This window comes from Pedobacter heparinus (genome assembly GCF_032678725.1).
Classification (GTDB): Bacteria; Bacteroidota; Bacteroidia; order Sphingobacteriales; family Sphingobacteriaceae; genus Pedobacter; species Pedobacter heparinus_A.
On record NZ_JAVTSC010000022.1, the window covers coordinates 26,002 to 50,730 of the forward strand.

At 43.4% G+C, this 24,729-nt stretch carries 11 protein-coding genes; all 11 read left to right on the forward strand.

Annotated features, from left to right (window positions below):
- Positions 1-28 precede the first annotated feature (28 nt).
- The 11 genes from R2Q85_RS23380 to R2Q85_RS23430 all read left to right on the forward strand — a co-directional run bounded on the left by R2Q85_RS23380 (position 29) and on the right by R2Q85_RS23430 (position 24,689).
- A complete protein-coding gene (locus tag R2Q85_RS23380; protein ID WP_316814229.1) occupies positions 29-2,365 on the forward strand; it encodes a hypothetical protein in 2,337 nt (778 codons plus the stop codon).
- 1 nt (position 2,366) lies between these two features.
- Positions 2,367-5,144: a hypothetical protein gene (locus R2Q85_RS23385; protein WP_316814230.1), complete on the forward strand. Its 2,778-nt coding sequence runs from the start codon at positions 2,367-2,369 to the stop codon at positions 5,142-5,144.
- A gap of 26 nt (positions 5,145-5,170) precedes the next feature.
- Complete coding sequence (locus R2Q85_RS23390) at positions 5,171-6,904, forward strand: hypothetical protein (RefSeq protein ID WP_316814231.1); 1,734 nt, start codon at positions 5,171-5,173, stop codon at positions 6,902-6,904.
- Between the two features lie 44 nt (positions 6,905-6,948).
- Positions 6,949-9,420: a glycoside hydrolase family 95 protein gene (locus R2Q85_RS23395; protein ID WP_316814232.1), complete on the forward strand. Its 2,472-nt coding sequence runs from the start codon at positions 6,949-6,951 to the stop codon at positions 9,418-9,420.
- A 46-nt stretch (positions 9,421-9,466) separates the two neighbouring features.
- Positions 9,467-13,441: a glycosyl hydrolase gene (locus R2Q85_RS23400; protein ID WP_316814233.1), complete on the forward strand. Its 3,975-nt coding sequence runs from the start codon at positions 9,467-9,469 to the stop codon at positions 13,439-13,441.
- A 153-nt stretch (positions 13,442-13,594) separates the two neighbouring features.
- Positions 13,595-16,873 carry a TonB-dependent receptor gene (locus R2Q85_RS23405; RefSeq protein WP_316814234.1) on the forward strand — a complete coding sequence of 1,093 codons (3,279 nt, stop codon included), beginning with the start codon at positions 13,595-13,597 and terminating at the stop codon, positions 16,871-16,873.
- 20 nt (positions 16,874-16,893) lie between these two features.
- Positions 16,894-18,987 (forward strand): RagB/SusD family nutrient uptake outer membrane protein, encoded by a 2,094-nt coding sequence (locus R2Q85_RS23410; protein WP_316814235.1) that lies wholly within the window; start codon positions 16,894-16,896, stop codon positions 18,985-18,987.
- A gap of 25 nt (positions 18,988-19,012) precedes the next feature.
- Entirely contained in the window at positions 19,013-19,972 is a 960-nt protein-coding gene (locus R2Q85_RS23415) for a DUF5017 domain-containing protein (RefSeq protein WP_316814236.1), read from the forward strand.
- 40 nt (positions 19,973-20,012) lie between these two features.
- Positions 20,013-20,867 (forward strand): hypothetical protein, encoded by an 855-nt coding sequence (locus R2Q85_RS23420; RefSeq protein ID WP_316814237.1) that lies wholly within the window; start codon positions 20,013-20,015, stop codon positions 20,865-20,867.
- A 17-nt stretch (positions 20,868-20,884) separates the two neighbouring features.
- Entirely contained in the window at positions 20,885-21,928 is a 1,044-nt protein-coding gene (locus R2Q85_RS23425; protein ID WP_316814238.1) for a LacI family DNA-binding transcriptional regulator, read from the forward strand.
- Positions 21,929-21,956: 28 nt separating this feature from the next.
- Complete coding sequence (locus R2Q85_RS23430) at positions 21,957-24,689, forward strand: hypothetical protein (RefSeq protein ID WP_316814239.1); 2,733 nt, start codon at positions 21,957-21,959, stop codon at positions 24,687-24,689.
- Positions 24,690-24,729: the final 40 nt, after the last annotated feature.

Consider the following 24,729-nt stretch of genomic DNA (forward strand, 5'->3'; position numbering starts at 1 on the left):
AGCGGGATTACTGATTTAAAACACACAAATGAACAGATTTCAAACAGTCAAAAAGTGCACCTCAGGGGCAGCACTTTGCCTTTCATTTTTACTTATTGCCAATTTAACCAAAGCACAGGACGGCATAAAAGATATCCTGAGTTTTGGTAAAGCAGCATCTGAACAACAGCATGCTTTGAACAGCAGAGACAGTAAAGTCATTACAGCTGGGCTAAACGAGCCTGCCAGGGTGTTGCTGCCCATGCAAACGCCTACATTTGAAGGAGGAACTATAGCTTTTAAAATGGCAGTTGACCCGGTTAAGCAAAACTATTTTACGGTGAAATTCTGGGGATCTGATCGGGATAAGTCAATGATCATGCTTTTCGCAGAAGGTAAACAGGTGGGCTACCGTCATCTGGGAGACATTGACCTGCTTTGGCTGGGTAATGGACAGCCAGCTTTTGATGAACGGTTCTTTTATGTGACCATTCCTATTCCCCTTCAGCAAACTACAGGTAAAACGCAGATGGATCTGGAACTCCGTTCTTACGGAGACATCTGGGGCTATGGCTATACTTTTGCCCAATACCAAAGGAATATGACAAAGCCCAGTTTAGGGTTCTATAAAGCCTATACACATACCAGCACCATGATCGAACCACCGAAAGATGAGGTACAAGGAAAGGCGATAAGCAATCCCCCTTTACGTAAAGGTCCTGGTGAAGAAATGCTTACAGTACTGAAGAACCGTGTAAATAAGGAGCTGATGGATATCTTTAAACTTACCAGGGCCTTAAATCAGCATGAGATCATGTTCCTGGCTCCCGCCTATGAAGTAAAATGGACCGTTGCCTACCACAACCCGGAGGTGGTTGCCAAAATCGCCAGAGGGATGGATGAACACTATAAAAAGTTTTTAGATGATCCGAAATTAATTTATACGGATCAAACCATATATAATGGAGATTGGCTGGTAACAGGGCCAATAGGAAGGGCCATTGTTCAACTCTGGCCAGAACTAAAACCCATGCTTGACCAGACAGTTGACGATGGAAAAGGAAATCAGATCAGTCACCGTAAGGCCTGGTCAATCCTGATGGATGAAGGGATCAAACACAGTGCAACGCACCGGCGTCACTACACCAATCAGTCGATGATCATTGATATGTTTCTTTACGATTGCAACAGGGCCTTACAATTACTGGATCCGGCAAAAGCGCTCCCGGAGGAAAAAACACTTGGCTATCTGCACGAATCAGTTGGTTTGAAACCCTGGCTGGGAAAAGAAACTCCGACAGGGCCGGAACGTAACCTGGGTGATAATTACTGGCAGCTTACAGAAAAGGGTTTAACAAAAGAACTGGGTTATGTAGGTTACTATGGTGAGGTGCTGGATTGGATAGTAGATATGTATAAAACTACTGGTAAGCACGGTGTTCCTGGTTCTGGCGATCCGGAGATAAAAAAGCAATTGTTAAAGATGGCAAATGCCCGGAGTTATTTCAGGTATCCTGCACTGGATCCGGATGGTTTTAAAGCCATGCGCATTGAAGCTGTTATTGGATGGAGAGATGGCAGTCATTATCCTGGCGACGTAATTTATGGCGATAGGGGGATTGCATGGGATGCTACACCATTAATGACAGCTGCGGCAACACTGGATCCGCAGATGGTAGGCATTGCCCAGCAAATGATAGCCGACAACCAGTTCTTTAAGATTTTACAGGACAAAATGGACCTGAAAGGAATAAGGGTAACCAAAAGTTTGCTGAACATACCAGATGAATATGAGTTGATCAAAAAGCAGAAAGTCCAAAAAGTGAGCCTGCCTATGGCAGACAACATGCCGGATTTCATTTTTTCTGATGAGGAAGACGGAGTAGTGGCGATTAAGAACGGTAATGAACGGTTATACGCTTCTTTATACTGGAGAGCACGCAATGCCATTAACCGTTTGGCTAAAGTACATTACATCACACCAACCATCGACAGGTTGTCCAATATTTATATACATTCGGAATTTGAACCTTCCGGGATGACCTATATACGCCAGAATTGGGTTAATTTAGGCTTTCAGGGTGGGCGTGAGTTTTATAAAGGCATAGCATCAGCCCATACGGGAGAGGAGTTGCCTATAGCTAAAATTCCCGGTGGCGTGAAATTTAAGCCTGGTGACGAAAACGTTTATGCGGGTAAAGCAAGCTTTTACAGTATGGAATATGGCAAATACCTGATTGCAATGAATACAACTAAGCACAAAAGTTTCGGACTGATCATCCCGGAAGGATTTAAAAATGCGATAAACCTTAAAACAAAAAAAATAATTACTGCCGGTAAGCTGACCGTATCACCTTTCAGTACACTGGTATTTGTTAAAAAATAATATGAAAATAACCTACTTTAAAATAAGTCTGTTTTGCTTTGTTTTTGCATACGCGATAGGGCATGCTGCTAATACGCTGGCGCAATCTGCGCGTCCGTCTATCTATGCAGTTGAAGGGGACAAGGCAGCAATTCAGCAAAAGATTAAAACAGAAGCCTGGGCTGCCGGATCCTGGAAAAAAATACTGGACGGCATAGATAAATATGTGAATCGTCACCAGCAAGACCCCAAATGGATCACTTCACGCCTGGCGATGTACTGGAAGAAGGGTGAACACTATACACAATGTTATCTCAGGGAGCAGAACTGGGATTATGGAACAGGCAATGCGCCGGTGCCAACCGTAAGAATGCCTGGTATGCGGGTATGGAATGAGTACCTGAACGTTCCGCTGGAAGACAGGAAACCCTACAACGAAACCGGGGATATGAAAGGGATCAGCAGGGCAAATCCTGAGAAAGGGGTGGTACTGGTACCTTACAAAAAAAGTGGGCATATGATCAGGGGAAACAACAACGAAATCCTGACACTGGCCGAAAAAGCTGCATTCGTTTACTGGATTACCGCTGAAGAAAAATATGCAAAATTTGCGGCAGATATTTTCAATACCTGGCTGATCGGAACCTATTACATGAACCCTATTCTCGATCCGGGAAAATCTTCTGGGGGGCCGGGTGGATACGAACCAGGCGGGATCCTGGGCTATTATGACTATGAACAAATTCATGATGACCTGTCTACACATACCGCTGTGGTATATGATTTTATGGCGGATTACCTGAAAAAACACAATGCTCCGGCCGTTGCAGCTACAGGCAAAAGTTATGATGAAGTAGCCGCTGCGGTATTTAAACGTTTTATTGAGATTGGTATGGTGAGGGGTGGGAAGAAAGGAAACTGGAATGTGAATGGCTGGGAAATGATCATGCCTGCCATACTTACTTTGGATGCAAACAGCAGTTATGCGGACGGAAAAGGCAAAGCCTATTACCTGAAATATTATACTACTGAATCGACACCTTACCACGATGCACTTCCTGATATTTTAGCTGCTTATGATCCGGTAACAGGGTTGTGGCCGGAATCTCCCGGATATGCTTCGGGCACCATCAGCTCTTTACTAAAAATGGCGCTTCCCCTGTATAAAAGCGGGTTAAACACCATCAGTGGCAACCCCATGATGCAAAAGGCCGCTTTGTCTATTTTCCCCTGGCTGGATGCCCGTGGTAACCTGGTTAACTTTGGTGACGGAAGAGGTGGCCCTGGAGATTACGGTCGTTTTGAAAACCTGCTTACCTATTACCAATGGACAAATGATCAGCAAAACGTAAACCTGGCTGCTGCTGCTTTACAGCAGGGGATAGTGGCAGGACAATATAATCGGGCAGATGGGGACTGGAAGAACCTTTGTTTCAATGTGGCAAGAATTCCAGTTTCAGGTAAGGCTTTGAGCTATGCACGAACAGCTTATTCGCCTGTTCATCGTCACCTGATACAAAAGAATGGAAACGACAGTACCAATGCACTGATGTTCACACTTTATGGGGGCTATGCCAAACAGAAACACATGTCGCCCAATGGACTGGCATTGCAACTGTATGGAAAAGGCTGGGCCCTGGCCCCAGATGCCTCCGGATATACTTCCTATTGGACACCCGATTATAACTATCACCAGAGCGCAACAGGAAGCAATACCATATTGCCCGGTTATACCGCAGGGCCCATTACAGTTAATGCGGTAGAACCCTTTATAGATTCAACAGCTTTTACCAATTCGACAGCACTGTCCTCTTTTTGTTCCTTTGCAGATGTTTCTGCTGCAGAAAAAAGGAGAACGGTTGCCATGATCCGGACAGGAACAAACACAGGATATTATGTAGACATTTTTCGCTCCGGCCAGCAGAACAATGATTATCTGTACCACAACCTTGGCAAGGTATTAAAGCTATATGGAAATGATAACAAACCTTTGATCTTAAAAAAGATACCTGATCTGGATACGGTTTACAATGCTGCTTACAGCTATTTCAAAAAACCGGAAGCAACGATGATAAGCGAGGACATCAATGCTTCCTGGATCATCAGTTCGGTTAAACCGGCGCTGGTCATGGACATGTGGATGAAAGGAGCACAGCAGCGTGAACTGATCCGTGTGCAGGCCCCGTACACCAATTTGAATGCCGCTGTATCACCCAATAAAGTGAATATCGCACCCGATCCAACACATGCCATCATTGTGAGGCAAAACAATGTGAAGGGCTGGGAACAGCCCTTTGTAGGGGTGTTTGAACCGCATGATGATGGCGCAAAATCCATAACCGGCATTCAGTCTTTATCGGATCAGAAAGATTTAACTGCCTTACAGGTCAATCACAAAGCTGCCGGAATTGGAAGTCAGATCATCCTGCATTCCGTCTCACCAAAAAAATATAACTTACCTGGGCAAGTTAGCTTTATGGGAACACTAGGTGTCATCTCCGAAAATAACAATGGACTTCAGTATCTTTATCTTGGAAAGGGAAACCTGTTAAAAAGTGGCAAATATGGCCTTGAAGTTGAAGGAAAAAACGGCGGAGCTTGCTTAATGATGAGCAATGGGGTAATGCATTATTCGGCTACAAGTTCTGTAAAGATTACCGTTCCTGTAAAACAAGGAAAAGAATTTTATATTACCGGGTCAGCCGGGACAAGTAAACTGATCACAACGGTGGATAAACAGGCAGGAGTAATGAGTGCTGTGTTTCCTGCAGGATATGAAATTGAGATCAAACTGAAATAGATTTGAAACCTAAAATGAATAGTTCAATGAAGAAACCAGTCTATTATTTTTTTAGTGTATTGTTATGCATGATGATCTGTTGTCATGAAGCAGCATACAGCCAATCCTGGCAATGGTCTGTCCCTGTTGAAGGAGGGATTAGCAAGAAAGGATCCTCCAGGGCATTTTTATGGATACCACCGGAATGTAAGAAGTTGCGCGGCGTGATACTGGCTCAGAATAACATGGAGGAACTATCCATTATTGAAAATAAAAGTTTCAGGGATTCAATGACCACTATCGGCTTTGGGATCATATGGGTTTCACCTGCTTTTGATATCTTATTTAATGTGCCAAAAGGCTCAGGTAAAGTTTTTACCCGGTTTATTGCGGATCTTGCAGATAGTTCAGGATACCATGAGCTTAATTTTGTGCCGATGGTACCTATGGGGCATTCGGCTTCAGCTAATTTTCCCTACAGTTTTTCGGCCTGGTTTCCGGAACGAACGCTATGCGGCATTTCTGTTAGTGGAATGTATCCGTATGATTTTGACAACACTTTTGGCCTGGATACCTGGGAAGGCCGGACCGTGGATGATATCCCATCATTAATGACGGTTGGAGAATACGAAGGCGCGAGCAGCCCCAATGCGAATTTCAATAAAATATTTAACCGGAGGGAGGCACATCCGCATACCGCAGTAACCGTACTGCCATGTGCCGGGGAATATCATTTTGCTACGAGTCAGAAAAAAACAGACTTTATAGCCTACTATATTAAAACTGCTGCGCATTACAGATTGATTAAGGATGCTACAGAAAAATCACTGGCAACTTTAAAACCTATTGACCCGATAAACACGGGTTGGCTGGTAGACCGATGGGAAAAGGATAAAATGCCCCGATATCCCCTTAATACAGTTGCCGCATATACTGGTATCAGGAAAGAATCATTCTGGTGTTTTGATCAGGAAATGGCCAAAAGGATTGAGGAGTATCAGGGTGCTTACTATAAAAAGATCCCCTGCCTTTTAGCTTACAATCAGAACGGTATGCAAGTAACCCAAACCAATAACCATGTACAGGTAACCTTAAAGTTTATTCCATTGAACGATAGTCTTGATTTTGTGCTTTCGTCTTCGTTTTTAGATACAGTACCTGCGGTAAGTGGCCGCTTAAGAGGCTGGGCCGGGCAGCCGGTAGGTGCGAAGATTGGTAGGCCTTCCAATCCGGAATTAGCTGTCATTGATAAAACAATTGGGCCATTTGTAAGGCAGGGATATGATAAAACAAGCGGATTAACTACTTTCCGCCTGATGCTGGAGCCAGGTTTAGGTACTGTCCCGGCGAACTATAAACATACAGCTATTTTTTCTCTTGCGCATCCCGGCGATGAGCAGTATAAGCCCTCAGTGCTGCAGGCCGATATGGATATTCCGGTGGTCAACAACGGAAAAAATATCCAGATTATCAATTTTCCGGAAATACCGAATATTAAGCCTAACGTTAAGGAAATCACTTTAAATGCAACATCTGATAAAGGGCTTCCTGTACAATACTATATTTTAGAAGGACCGGCTGTTCTTCAAGGCAATCGTCTGAAGCTAACAAAAATACCTCCTAAGGCACGTTATCCTGTTAAAGTTACTGTTGTAGCCTTGCAATGGGGCAGAAATGAGGAACTGGCGGCAAGAACTGTGGGGATGTCTGTACCCCTGGCTGGACAGTCTGTAAAAACAGCGGAGCCAGTTGAGCGCACATTTTATATTGGTAAACACTAGGAAAATTGATAACTTATTGACCATTGAAACCCAGATATAGTCCGATGAAATTATTTTACACCTTCTTTTTATCAATTGTTGTTCTTTCGGGGTTTTCTCAGGATAATAGAAATTTAAAATTATGGTATAACAAACCTGCTGAAAAGTGGGTAGAAGCTTTACCTCTTGGAAATGGGAAAATCGGGGCCATGGTTTTTGGTGGCATAGCAGAAGAACTGATCCAACTCAATGAAAGTACCTTGTGGAGCGGTGGGCCGGTAAAAAAAGGGGTAAATCCTGAGGCCAAAAACTACCTTCCGAAATTACGTGAGGCCTTACTGGGAAATGAAGATTATACAGCAGCAAATCTGCTGTCAAAAAAAATGCAGGGATTATACTCCCAATCCTATCTGCCCATGGGTGATATCCTGATCAAACAGGATTTTGGAAGCTTAAAAGCCAGTAATTATTACCGCGACCTGAATTTGCAGAACGGGATCGCTACCACTCGCTTCACGATTGAAGGCATACAATATACCCGTGAGATTTTTACCTCTGCACCAGATAACCTGATGGTGGTTAGCATCCGTGCAAGCAAGACTGGTAAACTTAACCTGGCCTTATCCGTAAAGAGTTTATTGAAATATGGTGTATCCCTGCAATCAGGAAATGAGCTGGTGGTAAGTGGTAAAGCACCTGCCAGTGTAAACCCTTCCTATTATAATCCTAAAGGTATGGAGCCTGTTGTTTATAAAGACACTACAGGTTGCAATGGGATGCGGTTTCAGTACCGCATTAAGGCAGTAAATAAAGGCGGGCGCGTAAGTACGCAGGACGGACAGTTGCTGGTAAGGGGGGCTACCGAAGTGTTGTTGTATGTAGCAGCGGCAACCAGTTATAACGGGTTTGATAAATGCCCGGATAAAGAGGGAAAGGATGAAAATAAACTTGCAGGCGATTTAATCCGTAATGCCTTAAAAAGAACCTATCCGGGTCTTTTAAATTCGCATGTTGCTGATTTTAAAAAATATTTTGATCGGGTATCTTTTACTGTTAAAGATACCCTGGCTGGTAATCTAAATGTTAACCTGCCGTCAGATGAACGATTGAAGCGGTATGCTTCAGGAGTTTATGATCCTGGTCTGGAAACACTCTATTTTCAATATGGGAGATATCTGCTGATATCCGCATCACGACCCGGTGGGCCTCCTGCAAATCTTCAGGGAATCTGGAATAAGGAGCTCAGGGCACCATGGAGTTCGAATTATACGATTAACATCAATACGGAGATGAATTACTGGCCTGCGGAGCTGACCAATCTTTCGGAAATGCATGAGCCCTTGCTGAGCTGGATACAAAGTTTAGCAAGGACAGGAAAAGTAACCGCAAAGGAATTTTACAATGCAAATGGCTGGGTAGCACATCATAACTCTGACTTATGGGCTTTAAGTAATCCTGTAGGTGACCGTGGTGCAGGTGATCCGGTTTGGGCAAACTGGGCAATGGGTGGCAACTGGCTTTCTCAACATTTGTATGAACATTACCTATATACAGGTGATAAAAAGTTTCTGGCAGCGCGCGCTTATCCTGTAATGAAGGAGGCGGCCCGTTTTACACTGGACTGGCTTGTTGAAGATAAAAATGGGTACCTGGTCACTGCGCCGGCAACATCTCCTGAAAACAAGTTCAAAGACGCAGCAGGAAATCAGCAGGCAGTATCTGTTGCAACCACCATGGATATGTCCATCATCAGGGATCTTTTTGCAAATGTAATTGAAGCTGCAAATGTTTTAGGCACGGATAACGCTTTTCGTGATTTACTGATTGCAAAGCAAAAGAAACTATACCCCTTAAAAATCGGAAGTAAAGGACAGGTTCAGGAATGGTATAAGGATTTCCCTGAAACCGATATTCATCACAGGCATGTTTCGCATCTTTTTGGACTCTATCCGGGGCGCGAGATATCCCCTTTAACCCCGGCGTATTTTGCTGCGGCAAGAAAAACACTGGAAATTAGAGGAGATGATGGTACCGGTTGGAGTAAGGGCTGGAAAATTAACTGGTGGGCCAGATTGCAAGATGGGGACCATGCTTATAGCCTGATCAGGCAATTGTTAAACTACGTAGAAACTACTGGCGGCGGGGTAATGGGAGGCGGTACTTATCCTAATTTTTTTGATGCACACCCGCCTTTTCAGATCGACGGCAATTTTGCGGGAACTGCCGGGATGGCTGAAATGCTGGTCCAAAGTCATTTGGGTTTTATTCATTTATTACCTGCCTTACCCGGAGCCTGGGCAGAAGGGGATGTCATTGGTCTTAAAGCAAGGGGCGCATTTGAAATAGGCCTGAAATGGAAAGGTGGAAAGTTATATGCTGCAAGCATCAAATCACTACAGGGCCAGAAATGTGTGGTTCGAACAGCTGTAAATTTTAGGATTAAGGGTGTAAAAAGTAGGAGTAAGAAGGTGGATAATGGTTTCGAGATCGGATTTGATACCATTAAAGGTAAAACCTACCTGATAGCGCTATTTTGAGCATGAATTGCATAAATAGTTGTCTTGTGTATGACAAACACACATCATGCAGAGAAGAAAATTTTTAAAACATACACTGATCAGTTCCGCCGGTATTTTTGCTGCTCCGGCATTGTCGAAGGCCGGCTGGTTTGCCTCCGGGGGCCAGGGTGTACAGGACATCGCCGACATAGAAAAATACTTCTTCCATCCACCAGATTCGGCCCGCCCCTGGGTATTTTACATGTGGATGAATGGCAACATCACCAAAGAAGGTATCACTCTCGATCTGGAAGCAATGAAACGCATGGGGATTGGGGGGGCAATTTGCTTTAACTCTGCAGTTGGCATACCCAGAGGCCATGTAGACTATGCGGGAGATGAGTGGATGGCTGCCACTGTACATGCCATTCAGGAAGCGGAAAGGCTTGGGCTGCAGCTTGCAATTCACAACTCACCAGGTTATTCGGGCTGTGGCGGCCCCTGGGTTACACCCGAAATGAGTATGCAGCAACTGGTATGGACAGAAACACAGGTAAAGGGCCAGGTTTCAGTTGAACTGGCAAAACCGTATGCCAAACACAACTATTACCAGGATGCCATGGTTATTGCTTACCCTTCCTTATCAGCTGAAAAAGGTTTGATGAAGGATAAACTAAAAAGCATACTGGCCAATGGAAAGCAAATTGACAAAAATATACTGACAGACGGTAATCGGGAAACAAAGATCCGTTTGGAAAAAGGTTATACCGCCAACGGGGGCATAGAAATATTACTTGAATTTGCAGGATTTTTCGAAGCCAGGGCGATCAGCATTTTAAGAAAGCCTGAGATTCCGGAAGATCTGTTTGACGGCCCACGTGATCATCCTCCGGTTTTTCATTTAGCGGCATCCGCAGATGGAATAAACTTTAGGTCATTAGGCCGGGTAGAATGCCCGGCTTTAAGGGAAATGGATACACCTGCAACACTTAGTTTTGATGCTGTTTCTGCAAAATATTATCGCTTGAGAGCCGATACTGCCACATGGCTTTCCGACATTGAACTGTATAGCGGGCCACGTTTAGGCGGATGGGGAGGGAAAACCAATAACACGCATGGCAATTACAATGGGGAAACACCTGAAGTAAATCAAAGCGAGCTCATCCGGCCAGAACAGGTGATTGACCTTTCTGCTGAAATGGATAAAAATGGTTTGCTGAAGTGGAAGGCCCCGGCTGGCAACTGGACGATACTTCGCATTGGCCATACGACTACAGGAGAAGAACCTGCAGCACATCCAGATGCTGGAAAAGGTTTAGAAATCGATAAATTCAGAAAGGAGGCGCTCGATTTTCATTTTAAGGCATTTCTTGATCCATTGATTGGTCGGGTAAAACCAAATATTGGCAAGGGCTTGAAGGGAATTACGGTTGATAGCTGGGAAGCTGGTAAACAGAACTGGACTGCTGATTTTCCACAGGAGTTTTTATCCAGAAAAAATTATAGTATTAAACAATGGATGCCTGCCTTGACAGGACGAATTGTAGGAAGCGTTTCCGATACAGAACGTTTTTTATGGGACGTAAGAAAGGTCCAGGCTGATCTGCTTGCCGAAAATTTTTATGGATATTATGCGGAATGCAGTCATAAGCGGGGATTGGAGTTCTACGCCGAGCCATATGGTGACGGAAACCTGGACAGCTTAAAAATTGGCGCCAACCTGGATATTACCATGTCAGAATTCTGGACAAGATATATGTACGGCAGCGACACCACTTCCAAACAGGCAGCTGCTGTAGCCCATGTTTACGGAAAGAAGATTGTAGCGGCCGAAGCTTACACAGCCATGCCGGAACTGTCTAAATGGACCGATTATCCTTACTCCCTTAAAGCCGAAGGTGATTATTTCTTTACACTTGGTGTAAACCGGCTGGTGTTCCACACCTTTGTACATCAGCCTTATACAACTGGTCTCCCCGGGATGACCATGGGGCCATTTGGCATGCACATAGACCGTAACAACAGCTGGACGGAACAGGCCAGCGCATGGACCGGATATCTGAAGCGCGCACAATATTTACTACAGCAAGGTTTAACCGTGGCAGATATCTGTTATTTCAAAGGAGATGAGCCAGAGTCCGGTGTCCCGGATATTTATAAATTTCTTCCGTTTGGCTATGCGGGGGATGTGATTGGTGCAGATGCTTTTCACAAACGCTTTAGCATCAAAAATAATCAGATCGTACTTCCGGATGGTATGACTTACCGTATCTGTATCATGGCTTCGCTAGATGCAATTTTACCAGCCACATTGCAAAGAATTAAACAATTGGTTGCAGAGGGCATGATTCTGGTAGTGAACAACAAACCGGCAAAAGCATACGGGCTGCAGGGAAAGGACAGTGAAGTAACAGACCTGGTTAAAGAATTGTATGGGCCACTGGATGGGGTAAAATACACCGAACAGGTTTATGGCAAGGGAAAACTAATCTGGAATAACGATTTAGCCGGATTATTTAAAGCACTGAATATTGCGCCTGATTTTAAATTCACTGCTGAAAACCAGGATGCCACTATACACTATATCCATAAAACCATTGGTGATGTGGAATTTTACCTGCTGAGTAACCACAAGCGCAGAAAGGAAAAACTGGTGGTTAGTTTGAGAACACAGGGCCGGCACCCGGAAATATGGAATGCCGAGGATGGAACTTATTATCTTGCGGCTGTGTTTGATACCGAAAATGGCCGAACCCGTATACCATTAGAGCTGGATCCTGCTGCTGCGTTGTTTATTGTTTTTAGAAATAGCAAGGGTGCATCGTTTGAGGATATTAGAAAGGACGATAGCGTTTTGATTTCGACCAGGGATTTTGGTTTACCCAAACCTGAACTGCATAAGGCGTTGATGAATACTTTTACCATAGCGGCCTGGATTAAACCAGATACCTTTGCCCGCAGCGGCAGAAGCATGTTGTTCCATGCGCCACTGGCTGAAAAAATATATGGCAAAGGGCACGCAGCCTGTGCAGTATCGGCAGGGCAAAATGCAATAAGGATATATGAAAGGACATCTGGTTCTGCCAGAGAAGTATTAACCTATCAGGATCCTGTAAGCGGCTGGACGCATTTTGCATTGGTTTATACTGGTGGTATACCTGCTTTGTATGTAAATGGAAAACTGGCTGCGACAGGAAAATCCTCTGGAGCATTGGTTCACCCCGGGCTTGATACCCCTGCAGACCAGGAACAGTATACCACCTATTTTGAAGGGAATTATACGAAACCTGAGCTGTTTAGCACCTCATTTTCAGCAGCCGATGTAAAAAAGATGTTTGAAAAAGGACTGCCACCGTTGCAGCTGGAACCACCTGTTCAGCTCTTTCAAAACCCATCTGGCAAAGTGAATGCCTTGATTTGGAAAAACGGGCGCTATTCTGTAAAAAAGAATGGGCAGCAAAAAGAATGGGCAAGCGTTAACCATTGTAAAGAAGAAGTGCTGACAGGTACCTGGAACCTTCAGTTTCCTGAAAATTCAGGTATTGCCAGGCAATTGGCTTTACCAGAATTGATTTCTTTAAAAGACCACAGCGATTTTAATGTGAAACATTTTGCGGGAACAGTGGTTTACAGCAAGGTCCTGATTGTAAACAGCGCTGATTTTGGATCGGGAAAAAGACTCTTTTTAGACCTGGGTAGGGTAGAAGTTATTGCAGACCTTCAGGTTAACGGCAAGCAGGTAGCCATATTGTGGAAAGAACCATTTAGAGCTGATGTTACTGATGTGCTGAAAGTTGGAAAGAATCTGATAGCGGTAAGAGTAACTACACAATGGCATAATCGTTTGATCGGTGATGAGCACCTTCCGGCTGAAAATAAATACAGCGTGCATGGGTTTATAGAAAAATTGCCAGACTGGTATGTGAAAAACCAGATGAAGCCCGGAGACCGTAAATCTTTTGCCGTTTGGAAAAATCTGAATGCGAAAGACCCTTTATTGGAATCTGGCTTGCTGGGGCCGGTAAAGCTGCTTGTTGCAGTTCAAAAAATAATAGATTAATTTCCAGGTAAATGGTGCTGCAAAAGTTTTTTATATAAAAGATTAAAATCCTGAGTATAAGATGCAGTTCTGTTTGTCTTTAAATATATTGTCAGTTAGATGGTTATAATAGGGGCCACTGACATGTAACTTTTTCATTTTAACCAAATATTCATGAAACAAAGTTTTACTCAATTTTGTACGACAAGTTATCGTATCAGGAATTACACCTGCAAAATAAAACCTGGCAGGCTGTTATTTTCGTTGCTCGTCTTTTTACAACTTTTATCCCTAAACACTTTTGCCCAGGAAAAGGTGATCACAGGCGTAGTGATAGACTCGGAAGGGAAGGGCATGCCGGGTGTAAGTATTAAAGTAAAAAGCAGTACGGCTGGAACCTCTACTTTAGCTGATGGAAAATTTAGCCTCAGGCTACCTGCCGGTAATAATGCTGCGGTACTGGTGATCTCGTATATCGGGTTTGTTTCACAGGAAGTTGCTTTAGGGGGCAAAACCGCTGTAAATGTAAGTCTCAAGGAAGACAACAGCGCGCTGAACGAGGTAATTGTTATTGGTTATGGCTCAGTAAAGAAACCTGATCTGACCGGAGCAGTTGGCGTAGTGAATATGGAAGATGTCAATAAAGCGCCTGTTGCTTCAGTTGACGAGGCATTGGCCGGACGTGTTGCCGGGGTGCAGATCATATCGCCCGATGGACAGCCAGGTGCAGTATCTGATATTCAGGTGCGCGGTACAGGTTCTATTACCAACAGTTCCAGTCCATTGTATGTGATAGATGGTTTTGCACAGGAAGGCAATGCCCTGAATACAATTAGTCCGAACGATATCGAGTCGATCAGTGTCTTGAAAGATGCCTCTTCTACAGCTATTTATGGATCGAGGGGAGCTAATGGTGTGGTACTCATCACTACCAAAAGGGGCAAGGCCGGAACACCACAAATTGCTTATAACGTTTACGCGGGTACACAGTCTAATATATCTGCCATGAAAGTAATGAACGCCTATGATTTTGTACGGTTACAGATCGATATTGACAAGGACTATGGCAGGGCTGCTTATTTAACCAATGGCAGAACTTTGGAATCCTATAGAAATTCGCCAAGTATAGACTGGCAGGATAAAGTGTTCCAGGTGGCGCCTTTCATGAACCATAACCTGACCTTATCTGGGAGGGCAGATAAAACCAACTATTATATTTCTGGTAATTATGTAGACCAGACAGGTCTGGTGGTTGCCAGCGGATTTAAGCGCTACCAAGGCAGGATCACACTTGATCAGGAGATTTCCAAAAACTTTAAGGCCGGTATCACCGCCAATTATTCGCAAACCAGGCAATTTGGCAATTCCCCGCGTCAGCAGTCGATTGGTATCCCTTCAAATGCAAGTGGTTCTGGTACCAATAGTGCTGATTTTAACCTGATGAACTCCATATGGAGTTCCAGGCCGGTAAATGCTTCCGGCGATTTAAGTGAGCTGGAAGACAATTTCTCGGATGCCGACGAAGCTTCTCCAAGGGCACAGGACAGGATTAACCCTTATCTGCTTGCCCTGAATTCAGATAATGTTTCCACTGAGAAAAATCTGCTGGCGAATTCCTATGCAGAAGTGACCTTTTTAAAAGATTTTAAACTGCGAAGTACGTTTAACATCAATGTCATTAACCGGAAAGTTACGGCCTTTAATAACCGTTTTACCAGGGGGGGCAGTCCATTTACCATTCAGGGCAGAGCCAACGGCATCAATGGCAGCATTGATGATATCGGGGAGTATGGTTTTGAAAATGTAAACACGCTTAGCTACAAAAAGACAATCGATAAAGTACATACAGTTACTGCACTGGCAGGATTTAGTAACCAGCTGAGAAAGTCGGACCGGAATCTTTTTTCTGCAATACAAGTTCCAAATGAAAGTCTGGGGATCAATGGGATTGATGAGGGAACAATTTTGCCAGCAACAGTAACCGCGTCACAGAATAACCTGGCTTCTTTTTTTGGACGTGTGGATTATAACTACAAATCAAAATATATTTTTACCGCAACTTTCCGGGCAGATGGTTCGTCAAAGTTTCCAACTGCCAATAAATGGGGTTACTTTCCTTCTGCAGCCTTAAAATGGAACATTTCACAGGAATCATTTATGAAACCGCTTGAAAATGTGATCAGTAATTCGGGATTGAGGGTTAGTTATGGTCTGGGAGGGAACAACCGGGTGGGTGATTATCCATACCAGTCCAGGGTGGAGATTACCAGTGCCATTCCCGGCACCAGGGCTTCATTTAATAATGCAATCCTGCCAGGTGCTGCACCAGTTACCATGGCCAATCCCTATCTGAAATGGGAAACTGCAAAAATGCTGGATGTGGGACTGGAACTTGGATTTTTAAAAGACCGCTTTGCGCTGGAAGTTGACTATTACAACAAAAAGACTTACAACCTGCTTTTGGGTGCACAACTGCCACCAAATATGGGTTTTGGAAGTATCCTTGAAAACATAGGGGATATACAGAATGAAGGGATTGAGATTTCCTTTACGTCCAATAACATCAGGAATAAAAACTTTAGCTGGACAACGAGTTTAAATATAACTTTTGCAAGAAATGAAGTTTTGGGCCTGGCCCGAAATCAAAGGGTTTTGGGTTCTAATCCAAGATTTAGTTCTAACTATACCAATCCTTTATACATTGCGCAGATTGGCGAGCCGATCGCACGTTTTTTTGGATACATCAGTGACGGTCTGTACCGTTTGGAAGATTTTGATGTCAGCTATAACGGAGCTTTTACCAATTACAGGATAAAACCAAATGTCCCGGTGTTTAATAACGCAACGCAGCTTGTGCAACCTGGTGATGTAAAGTTTAAAGACCTGAATGGAGACGGTATTGTGGATGTAGGTGATCTGACAATCATTGGTAACCCAAATCCAAGTCACATCGGTGGTATTTCTAATAATTTCAGTTATAAAGGCTTTGATCTTGGTGTATTTTTTCAATGGAGCTATGGTAATGAGGTTTACAATGGAAACAGGACAGTTATGGAGGGTGGAACAACCGGGGACAATAGAAATCTGGGCTTAAATATGTTTGCCCAATATGCGGATTACTATACTGTAGACAATGATGATGCGGAATATCCAAGACCTTTGGTAAATGCTTTTGGGGTACGTAACTACAGTACCCGCTTCATCGAAGACGCTTCTTACCTTCGTTTAAAAACAGTAAACCTTGGCTATAATTTCTCGAGTAAGCTATTGAGCAAGGTAAAAATTTCAAATGCCAGATTGTATGTGTCGGCGCAGAACCTGTATACCTGGACCAATTATAAAGGGCCGGATCCTGAAGTTTCTACGCAGAACAGTTCGACCACCCCGGGTTTCGATTATTCCCCGTATCCAAGAACCAGAACTGTTGTACTGGGCGCAAATGTTACTTTTTAATCTGAAAAACTGAAGAAATTATGAAACGATATATCATTATTTTAATAAGCCTTTGCAACCTGATGTTATTGGGTTCATGCAAGAAATACCTGGACCAGCAACCCCAGGATTACCTAAGCCCTGAGCAATTCTATTCAGAGAAATGGCAGGTTGATTATGCCTTAACTGCGATGTATTCGAACCTTAGAAGTGCTGCGCTATGTGAAAACCTGATCGTATTTGCCAATGCGCCTACAGATGAAAGCTACCGCAGAGACCCTCAGGCCAATTCTCCTACGTCTTTTACCTCTATTCCAGGTAATGGCCAGGTAAGCAGCCATTGGACGGCTTGTTATCAATCTATTAACCAGATCAATATTTTTTTGAAAAATATTGATAATGCTGGTGGCAAGCTTACGCCGGATGAGATCAATGCAGCAAAAGGTGAAGCCTTATTTTTACGCGGTTATTATTATTTTATGCTGGTACAATGGTTTGGCGGTGTTCCTGTCCGTTTAACACCTCCTCAGACAGTAGAAGATGGTCAGATCGAAAAATCTACGGCAAAGCAGGTTTATGATCAGATCATCACCGATATGACAGAAGCCGAGGGACTGCTGCAAAAACAGACCCGTGCAGGACTTGGCCATACGGAAAGGGTAAGCAGGGAAGCGGTTCAGGGTATACTTGCAAGGGTGTGCCTGCATGCAGCAGGTTTTCCGGTTAATGATGTGGAAAGGTATAAAGAGGCAAGGGCATGGGCGCTGAAAGTGATGACTGATTATCCGGTAGCTCTGGGCGATTTTTCAAAAATATTTATTGATGAGGCCCAGAATATATACAACCAGGAAGTGATCTGGGAACTGGGATTTATATATACCGGTGCTGCAGCTAATCAAAGTATGGGCGGCCCACTTGGTAATTTTAACGGGGTAAAAATGTCGTCAGAAATCGGACAGGCAGTTGCCGTTGGATCGGACGGGGTAAACGCCATCGATACCGGATTTGCACTCGGAAATATCATGGTCCATGCCAGGTTGTACCAATCGTACAAGCCGGGTGATTTGCGCAGAAACAGGACCGTAGCTAATTATAGCTGGCCAACAGTATCTGTATCGGCATCACCGGTTCCGGCTCGTACCTATTTTAACGACAAAGTAGTATGGGGCAGATATCCGGGCAAGTGGAGAAGACAGGAAGAAGGAAGCATCAGCAGAAGACAACGGGGCAATAGCGATAGTAATTTCCCGGTATTGCGTTATTCGGATGTACTGCTCATGTTCGCTGAAGCTGAAAACTACGTTAATGGCCCAACTTTGGCCGCTTATAATGCGGTTAACCAGGTCCGCAAACGGGCATACAGTACTACGCCTATTCTGGAAAGTGTTACTGTAGAAAATGGTACGACGACAACTTTTGCCGGAGCTGTACCAGCTGTAAGGCTTGTAGGGGGTGGAGGCACCGGAGGTGGGATCCTGGCATTTGTTGGAGGCACAAGTGATCCATACAACCCACCAAATAAACTTCAGATTGCGGTTTTTGCCCAGGGTAATAACTATATTGCCAATCCAACTGTTACTTTGAGCAGGGGTAACTGGGCAGCAGGCACCGCTTATGCGCTGAACGATTACGTGACCATACCAGATCTTAGTACACCGCTGGGAATTGGAAGATTATACAGGGTAACTACAGCAGGTACCTCTACGGCAACTGCACCAGCCAATACAAGTGGCGCATCAGTTGCAGCACAAACGGGTGCAGTGTTTACCTATGCCGGTGAAGCGCCAAGAATTACGGTTAACCGCTATATTCCTTCTGCTACTGCAGCAGAGTTACCGTCAGGTTTGGGACCTCAGCAGTTTTTAGCAGCCATACAAAATGAACGGTACCTGGAACTTGCTTTTGAATGTGTAAGGTACCAGGACCTGAAACGCTGGGGCATTATTGTACCAACGATGAGGAGTATGCTCAATGATGTATTGGGTTCAAATTCCTCATTCCCTGGTATCTATGCCAACTCGGATGTAGCGGCAAGACAGCCTGCAGATAATGTGACAGAACAGAGCGTGATCTGGCCGATACCAACTTCCGAAATTACTTTAAACAAGAAGATTATTCAGAACCCGGGCTATTAAGATGCCAGGATTAAAAAAAAATACGATGAAAAAATATAGATTTCTTGTACACTTAAGCCTGATTGCAGTAGCGTTTTATGCCTGTAAAAAGGATGCTTTAACCACACCGGATTTTGAAGTATCGGCAGAGAAGACTACGGTTTCCACCAGCGAAGATGCAGTATTTACCTTCACCGGTAACCCGGATATGATCACTTTTTATTCTGGACAGCCTGGTAAGGAATATGATAAAATAGAGCGGATCACCGATCCAAATGCTAGAAATCAACTCGGTTTTACAGTTAAATACAATGATAATTTTACCAATGCTGCCATCAATCAGCCTCGAAACCTGAGTGTATTTGCGTCCAACAAATTTAATGGGAACTGGAGCGATTCTGCAAGTGTACGCAATGGCGAATGGGTGGATATTTCAAATCGTGCCACCTGGCCTGCGGTAACAAGTACAGCAACTGTGACCAGTCTGTTTGATATCTCTGATTTTCGTAGCCCAAGAGATACCGTATTTATTGCATTCAGGTATAAAAGTACCACTTCGTCGGCCACTTCAAAGGCAAGGTCATGGCAAATGACGAATTTTAAGCTCAATAACATAGGGTCTAACGGTCTGGTGTATTTAAATGGCATTACCACAAATAATGTAAGTTCGGCAAATGACAACAGGCTTGCCGGATTTAATGCCTACAGTTTTAAGGGCGAATCTGTAAAGGATTCCTTAAAATGGACACTTGATGCCAGCTCCACTTTTCCAACCGGCGCAGACGGCTATAGCGATGAGGATTGGATGATCTCGAGAGCATTTAAATTGTCGAGCATCATACTGGACAGAGGGGTATACATTAAAAAAAGACTGGATGTGGTGAATAATTATCGGTACAGATTTACTGCGCCGGGAACCTATAAAGTAACTTTTGTTGCCATAAATTCAACAGTTGAAGGTGGCTCTAAATCAACGGTCAGGGACCTTACCATTAAGGTAGAGTAGTTTGTATCAGTCAGGAACAAAGAAATTTAACATATAGAAGATGAAAAGATTAACGATAATAATCCTTTGCTTTTTTACACTGCTTTCCTGTAAAAAAGACGAAGGTACAGCCCCGGTACTTTCTTTTACCGTGAATGCACGGAATGCCGGTACTGCACCTTTCAACATTGTACCGCCAGTGAGTGACAGTGACGGAACCTTCACTTATACCAGCAGTAATCTGGCTGTAGCCGAGATAGCAGGAAATACAGTTACCATAAAGGCTGCAGGCCAGACTACAATTACTGCTGTACAGGCTGCCTCAGGAGGTTATGCTTCGGCAACCACTACGGCTACATTTGAAGTGCTTGCACAGGGAAGCCCCTTAAAACTGGGGCAATGGTATCAGGGTGGAATTATATTTTATATTAATGCCGCCGGAGGCGGTATGATCATCTCTGAACAGGATGTTGCCTATGCGCCCTGGAGCAGCGGCAAGCTGGTCATTGTTGGTACCACCATTCCTCAGGGTACTGGTTTAACAAATACAGATAAAATCATCGCATCTATGGGGGGCGAAGGTGATTATGCTGCCTGGTGGGCAAAAAACTACAAAGGCGGAGGTTATGCAGACTGGTATTTGCCAAGTGTAGAAGAACTGGCCATCATCCGCTCCAGGAAAGATATTATTGGTGGCTTAAAAGAAAGCAATTATTGGTGCTCTACAGAATATAATAGTACCAATACAGGTGCAGGTACCCCGATAAGCCATGCATATTTCATCACTTTTGGCCCGTATTTAAAGGATTCGTCAAATTTTACCAATAGAAAGACGTATGACGGACAGACGGTTTGGATCAATAATACGTTCAAGGAAAAATTCAGGTTTGGCGTGAGGGCAATACGAAGCTTTTAATAAGCGCAGGCAATAAGATGGCAAAGAGATTATCCATACGTGATATTGCTACTGAGCTGAACATATCAAAAACAACCATTTCCTTTATTTTAAATGGTAAGGCGAAAGAAAAGCGGATCAGCGATGAACTTGCTGAACGTGTAGTTAAATATGCAGCACAAAGAGAATATAAACCCAATCAGCTGGCCAAAAGCCTGAGTACTGGAAAAACAATGATCATAGGCCTGATGGTAGAGAATATTTCTGATTATTTCTTTGCCCAGGTTGCTTATCATATCGAAGAGCTGGCCTATAAGAATGGTTACCGGATCATTTATTGCAGCACCGATAATGACCTTCAAAAAACGAAAGGGCTGATCAGGCTTTTTCGCGAAAGGCACGTAGACGGCTATATCATTACCCCACCATCAGGTATAGAAAATGATATTCAGGAACTCATTGATGATGGCTTGCCCGTTGTGCTTTTTGACCGGTACCTGAGAGGAGTAGATTCCAGCTATGTGGTGCTCGACAATTATAAGGCAAGCTATGACGCTGCGAAGTACCTTACAAAGAAAGGCTTTAAAAATATAGCTTTTCTGGAACTGGATTCCAACCAGGTCCAGATGCAGGATCGTCGGGAAGGGTACCAAAAGGCATTGGCTGAGCGTGACCTGCCTTTGCTGATCAAAGCAATTCCATTTAACAGTGATTTCGACCATAAAGTAAAGGAAATGGTGAAGTTCATAAAAAAAAATCCACAGATTGATGCGATTTTTTTTGCAACAAACTACCTGGCATTTAGTGGCATTAAAGCAATGAACCAGTTAAAAATAAATACTCCGGATGGTATTGCTATTGTTGCATTTGATGACCATGAGGTTTTTAATATTTATTCCCCTTCTATTACAGCCGTTGCACAACCCATTCAAAAACTTGCGCTGCAATCCATTAATGCGTTATTGAACATGCTCAACGCTAAAGGAGATTCTAAAAAAACAGAGAAGATTGAGGTAGCGGCAGAGCTCATCATCAGAGATTCCACGAAAAGAAAGTTTCATTGTGAATCGAATATAAGTTAAGTTTAAAGCCTTTAAATAACGCATGAAAATGAGATATATCCTTATTATGGTTGTGCTGCTTCTTGTTAATTCTACCATTGCACAACAAATACCTTTGCCAGCCAATTTGCCGGAAAACCATCCACGGCTGATGACTACTGTTGCAGGTAAACAAGTTGTTCTTGAACAGATTAAAAAAGAAAAATGGGCACAAGAGGTACTGAAAGGTATCAAAAACCGGATTGATAAATACGTTGATCAACATGTTAGCGACCCAACCTGGATGTCCTCCAGGCTAATGATGTACTGGAAAAGTAAAGCCACAAATGTATACATAAAGGGTGGGGTATATTCACACGCAGACGGGGAGGCGCCAGTACCAACAGTTCGTTTTGGCAGTACCAGGGGCCAGGCTGCAGTATACAGCAGGCCAAAATTAGAAGATATTACTCCTTATATGGATGATACCAAAGGTGTTTATTTTCACAATACCAAAAAAGCAGGTATGCCTTTGGAATGGGGCGAACAAGCCAACGCTTCAGGCATAGAAAGCATTAACGAACAAATTATGGGGCTTGGTAAGGATGCTGCTTTTATTTACTGGCTTTACGGTGATGAAAAGTATGCAAAGTTTGCCTACGCTATTTTCGATACCTATATGATGGGCATGTATTACCGTAATGAGCCCATTGATTTAAACAATAGCCATGCTCAGACCTTAGTGGGGTTATCTACCTTTGAGGTGATCCAGGAGCGTATTTTAAATGAGCTTGCCTATTTGTATGATTTCCTTTACCCCTATGTCCGTTCAAAACATGGAGATAAAACGGATAAATACGAAGCCACATTAAAAAAATGGATAGACATCACCATTAAAAATGGGGTTCCTCAAAATAACTGGAATCTGCACCAGGCCAAGTTCATCTTAAAAGTAGCCATGGTATTGGAAGAAAACAAAAAATATGCAGATGGTAAGGGACGTGAATATTACATAGACTATATCCTGAACAAAACATCAGCACGTCAATGGTCATTGACCAAATTCATGCAGTATGGATATGATGCCAATACCGGTGTATGGGCCGAATCTCCTGGTTATTCACAGGGTGTTACCAAAGATCTGACCAATTTTATCCGTGATTACGACAATACTTTTAACCAGAATTTACTGCCTTATACGCCCGTTATGACTAAGGCAGTTAAAATGTTGCCCCAATACCTGTTTCCAAATGGACATATCACAGCCTTTGGCGATACACATTATGGGCCTGTTTATACCGAAGCATTTAGTGACATGGTAAGGATGGCCCAAAAGTATAAACGTAAGGAAGAGGAGACTACATTTACCCAAATGTACCGGCTGTTTAGCCCTAAGGCAGAGCTGGGGTATTCAGGAGTTCAGGACCTTGCTCCCCAGGTATCCTCATTTTTTACCAGTAAACCCTTAAAACTAGATCAACAAATATCGCCGGGAAGGATTCAGGATTTCATCACACAAACATTTTATGCCCCTAATGTAAGCTGGTTTGTTCAGCGCACTGGCTACGATGATAAAGACAATGGCTTAATGATTTCACAAAACGCCTCATTAGGCAATCATATGCATGCCAATGGAGTTTCCATAGAATTATATGGTAAAGGTTTTGTACAGGGCGCTGAATCGGGCATTGGATCTACCTATTTTCAACCAGATTATAAAGAATATTATTCGCAGTTTCCAGCTCATAATACCGTTATGGTTGATGGCATATCAGCCTATCCGGAAATGTTGAGCAATCACGCATTTGACTTGCTGAGCTGCTATCCAAAACCAGAACAAAAAGAAGGTTTTTATCCGGATGTTACATTTTCTGATGTTTATTTCCTGGAACCGGAAAGCAGGAGTGATCAGAATCGTTTTTTAAGCATCATACGTACTGGTGAATCAACTGGCTATTATGTAGATATATTTCGCTCAAAAAAACAGCGTCAGGGAGATAAATTTCACGATTATTTTTATCACAATTTAGGACAGGAAATGACCCTCACGGATGACAATAATCAGGCCTTAATATTGAAACCCAGTGAAGAGATGGCTTTTGCGGGAGGGCATTTGTTCGCTTTAGATTATATGTGGGACAAAAAGTCGGTAAGTACCGGTAAAGATTATAAAGCCGAATGGAAAATGAGTATGCCAGGCGGCAATCATGTTTACATGAACCTTTGGATGAAAGGTTATCCGGGCAGAGAGGTATTCTCCATAAAATCGCCGCCTACTAAAGCCTTTCGCAAAGATGGACATGGGATTCCCTATGATGTTGAGAAAGCCCCGTTTTTAACTATCGCCGCGCGTCAGCATGGCGAAGCCTGGAAACACCCCTTTGTGTCTGTTTTTGAACCAAGCACAGCAAAAGAAGGGAAATCTATTGAATCGATAAGTTCATTTAAGCCGGTTGACGCTTCACCTGATTTTGTTGGCATCCTGGTAAAAAGTAAAACGGGCAGAAAGGATTATATTTTTTCTTCGGTGAAGGATGAAACTGTGCGATACGAAAACATGTCGGCCAGGGCTACTTACGCAATTGTAACTGAAGACAATGATGATTATACGCTTTTCCTGGGGAATGGTATGGAGTTGAAGGCAAAAGGTTTTACAATAACTGCTAAAGAGAAAACATCGGCGGTCCTTACGTGTAAAAATGGAGCTTATTATCTTACCTGCGAAGCACCTGTTTCAATTACAAAGGGTAAAGGAAGAGCAACGAAGTTCGGAAAATTATCCTATCAAAAAATTGACTTATAAAGTGAAAAATGGGATAGCTAAAAATGTCTTATTGTAATAA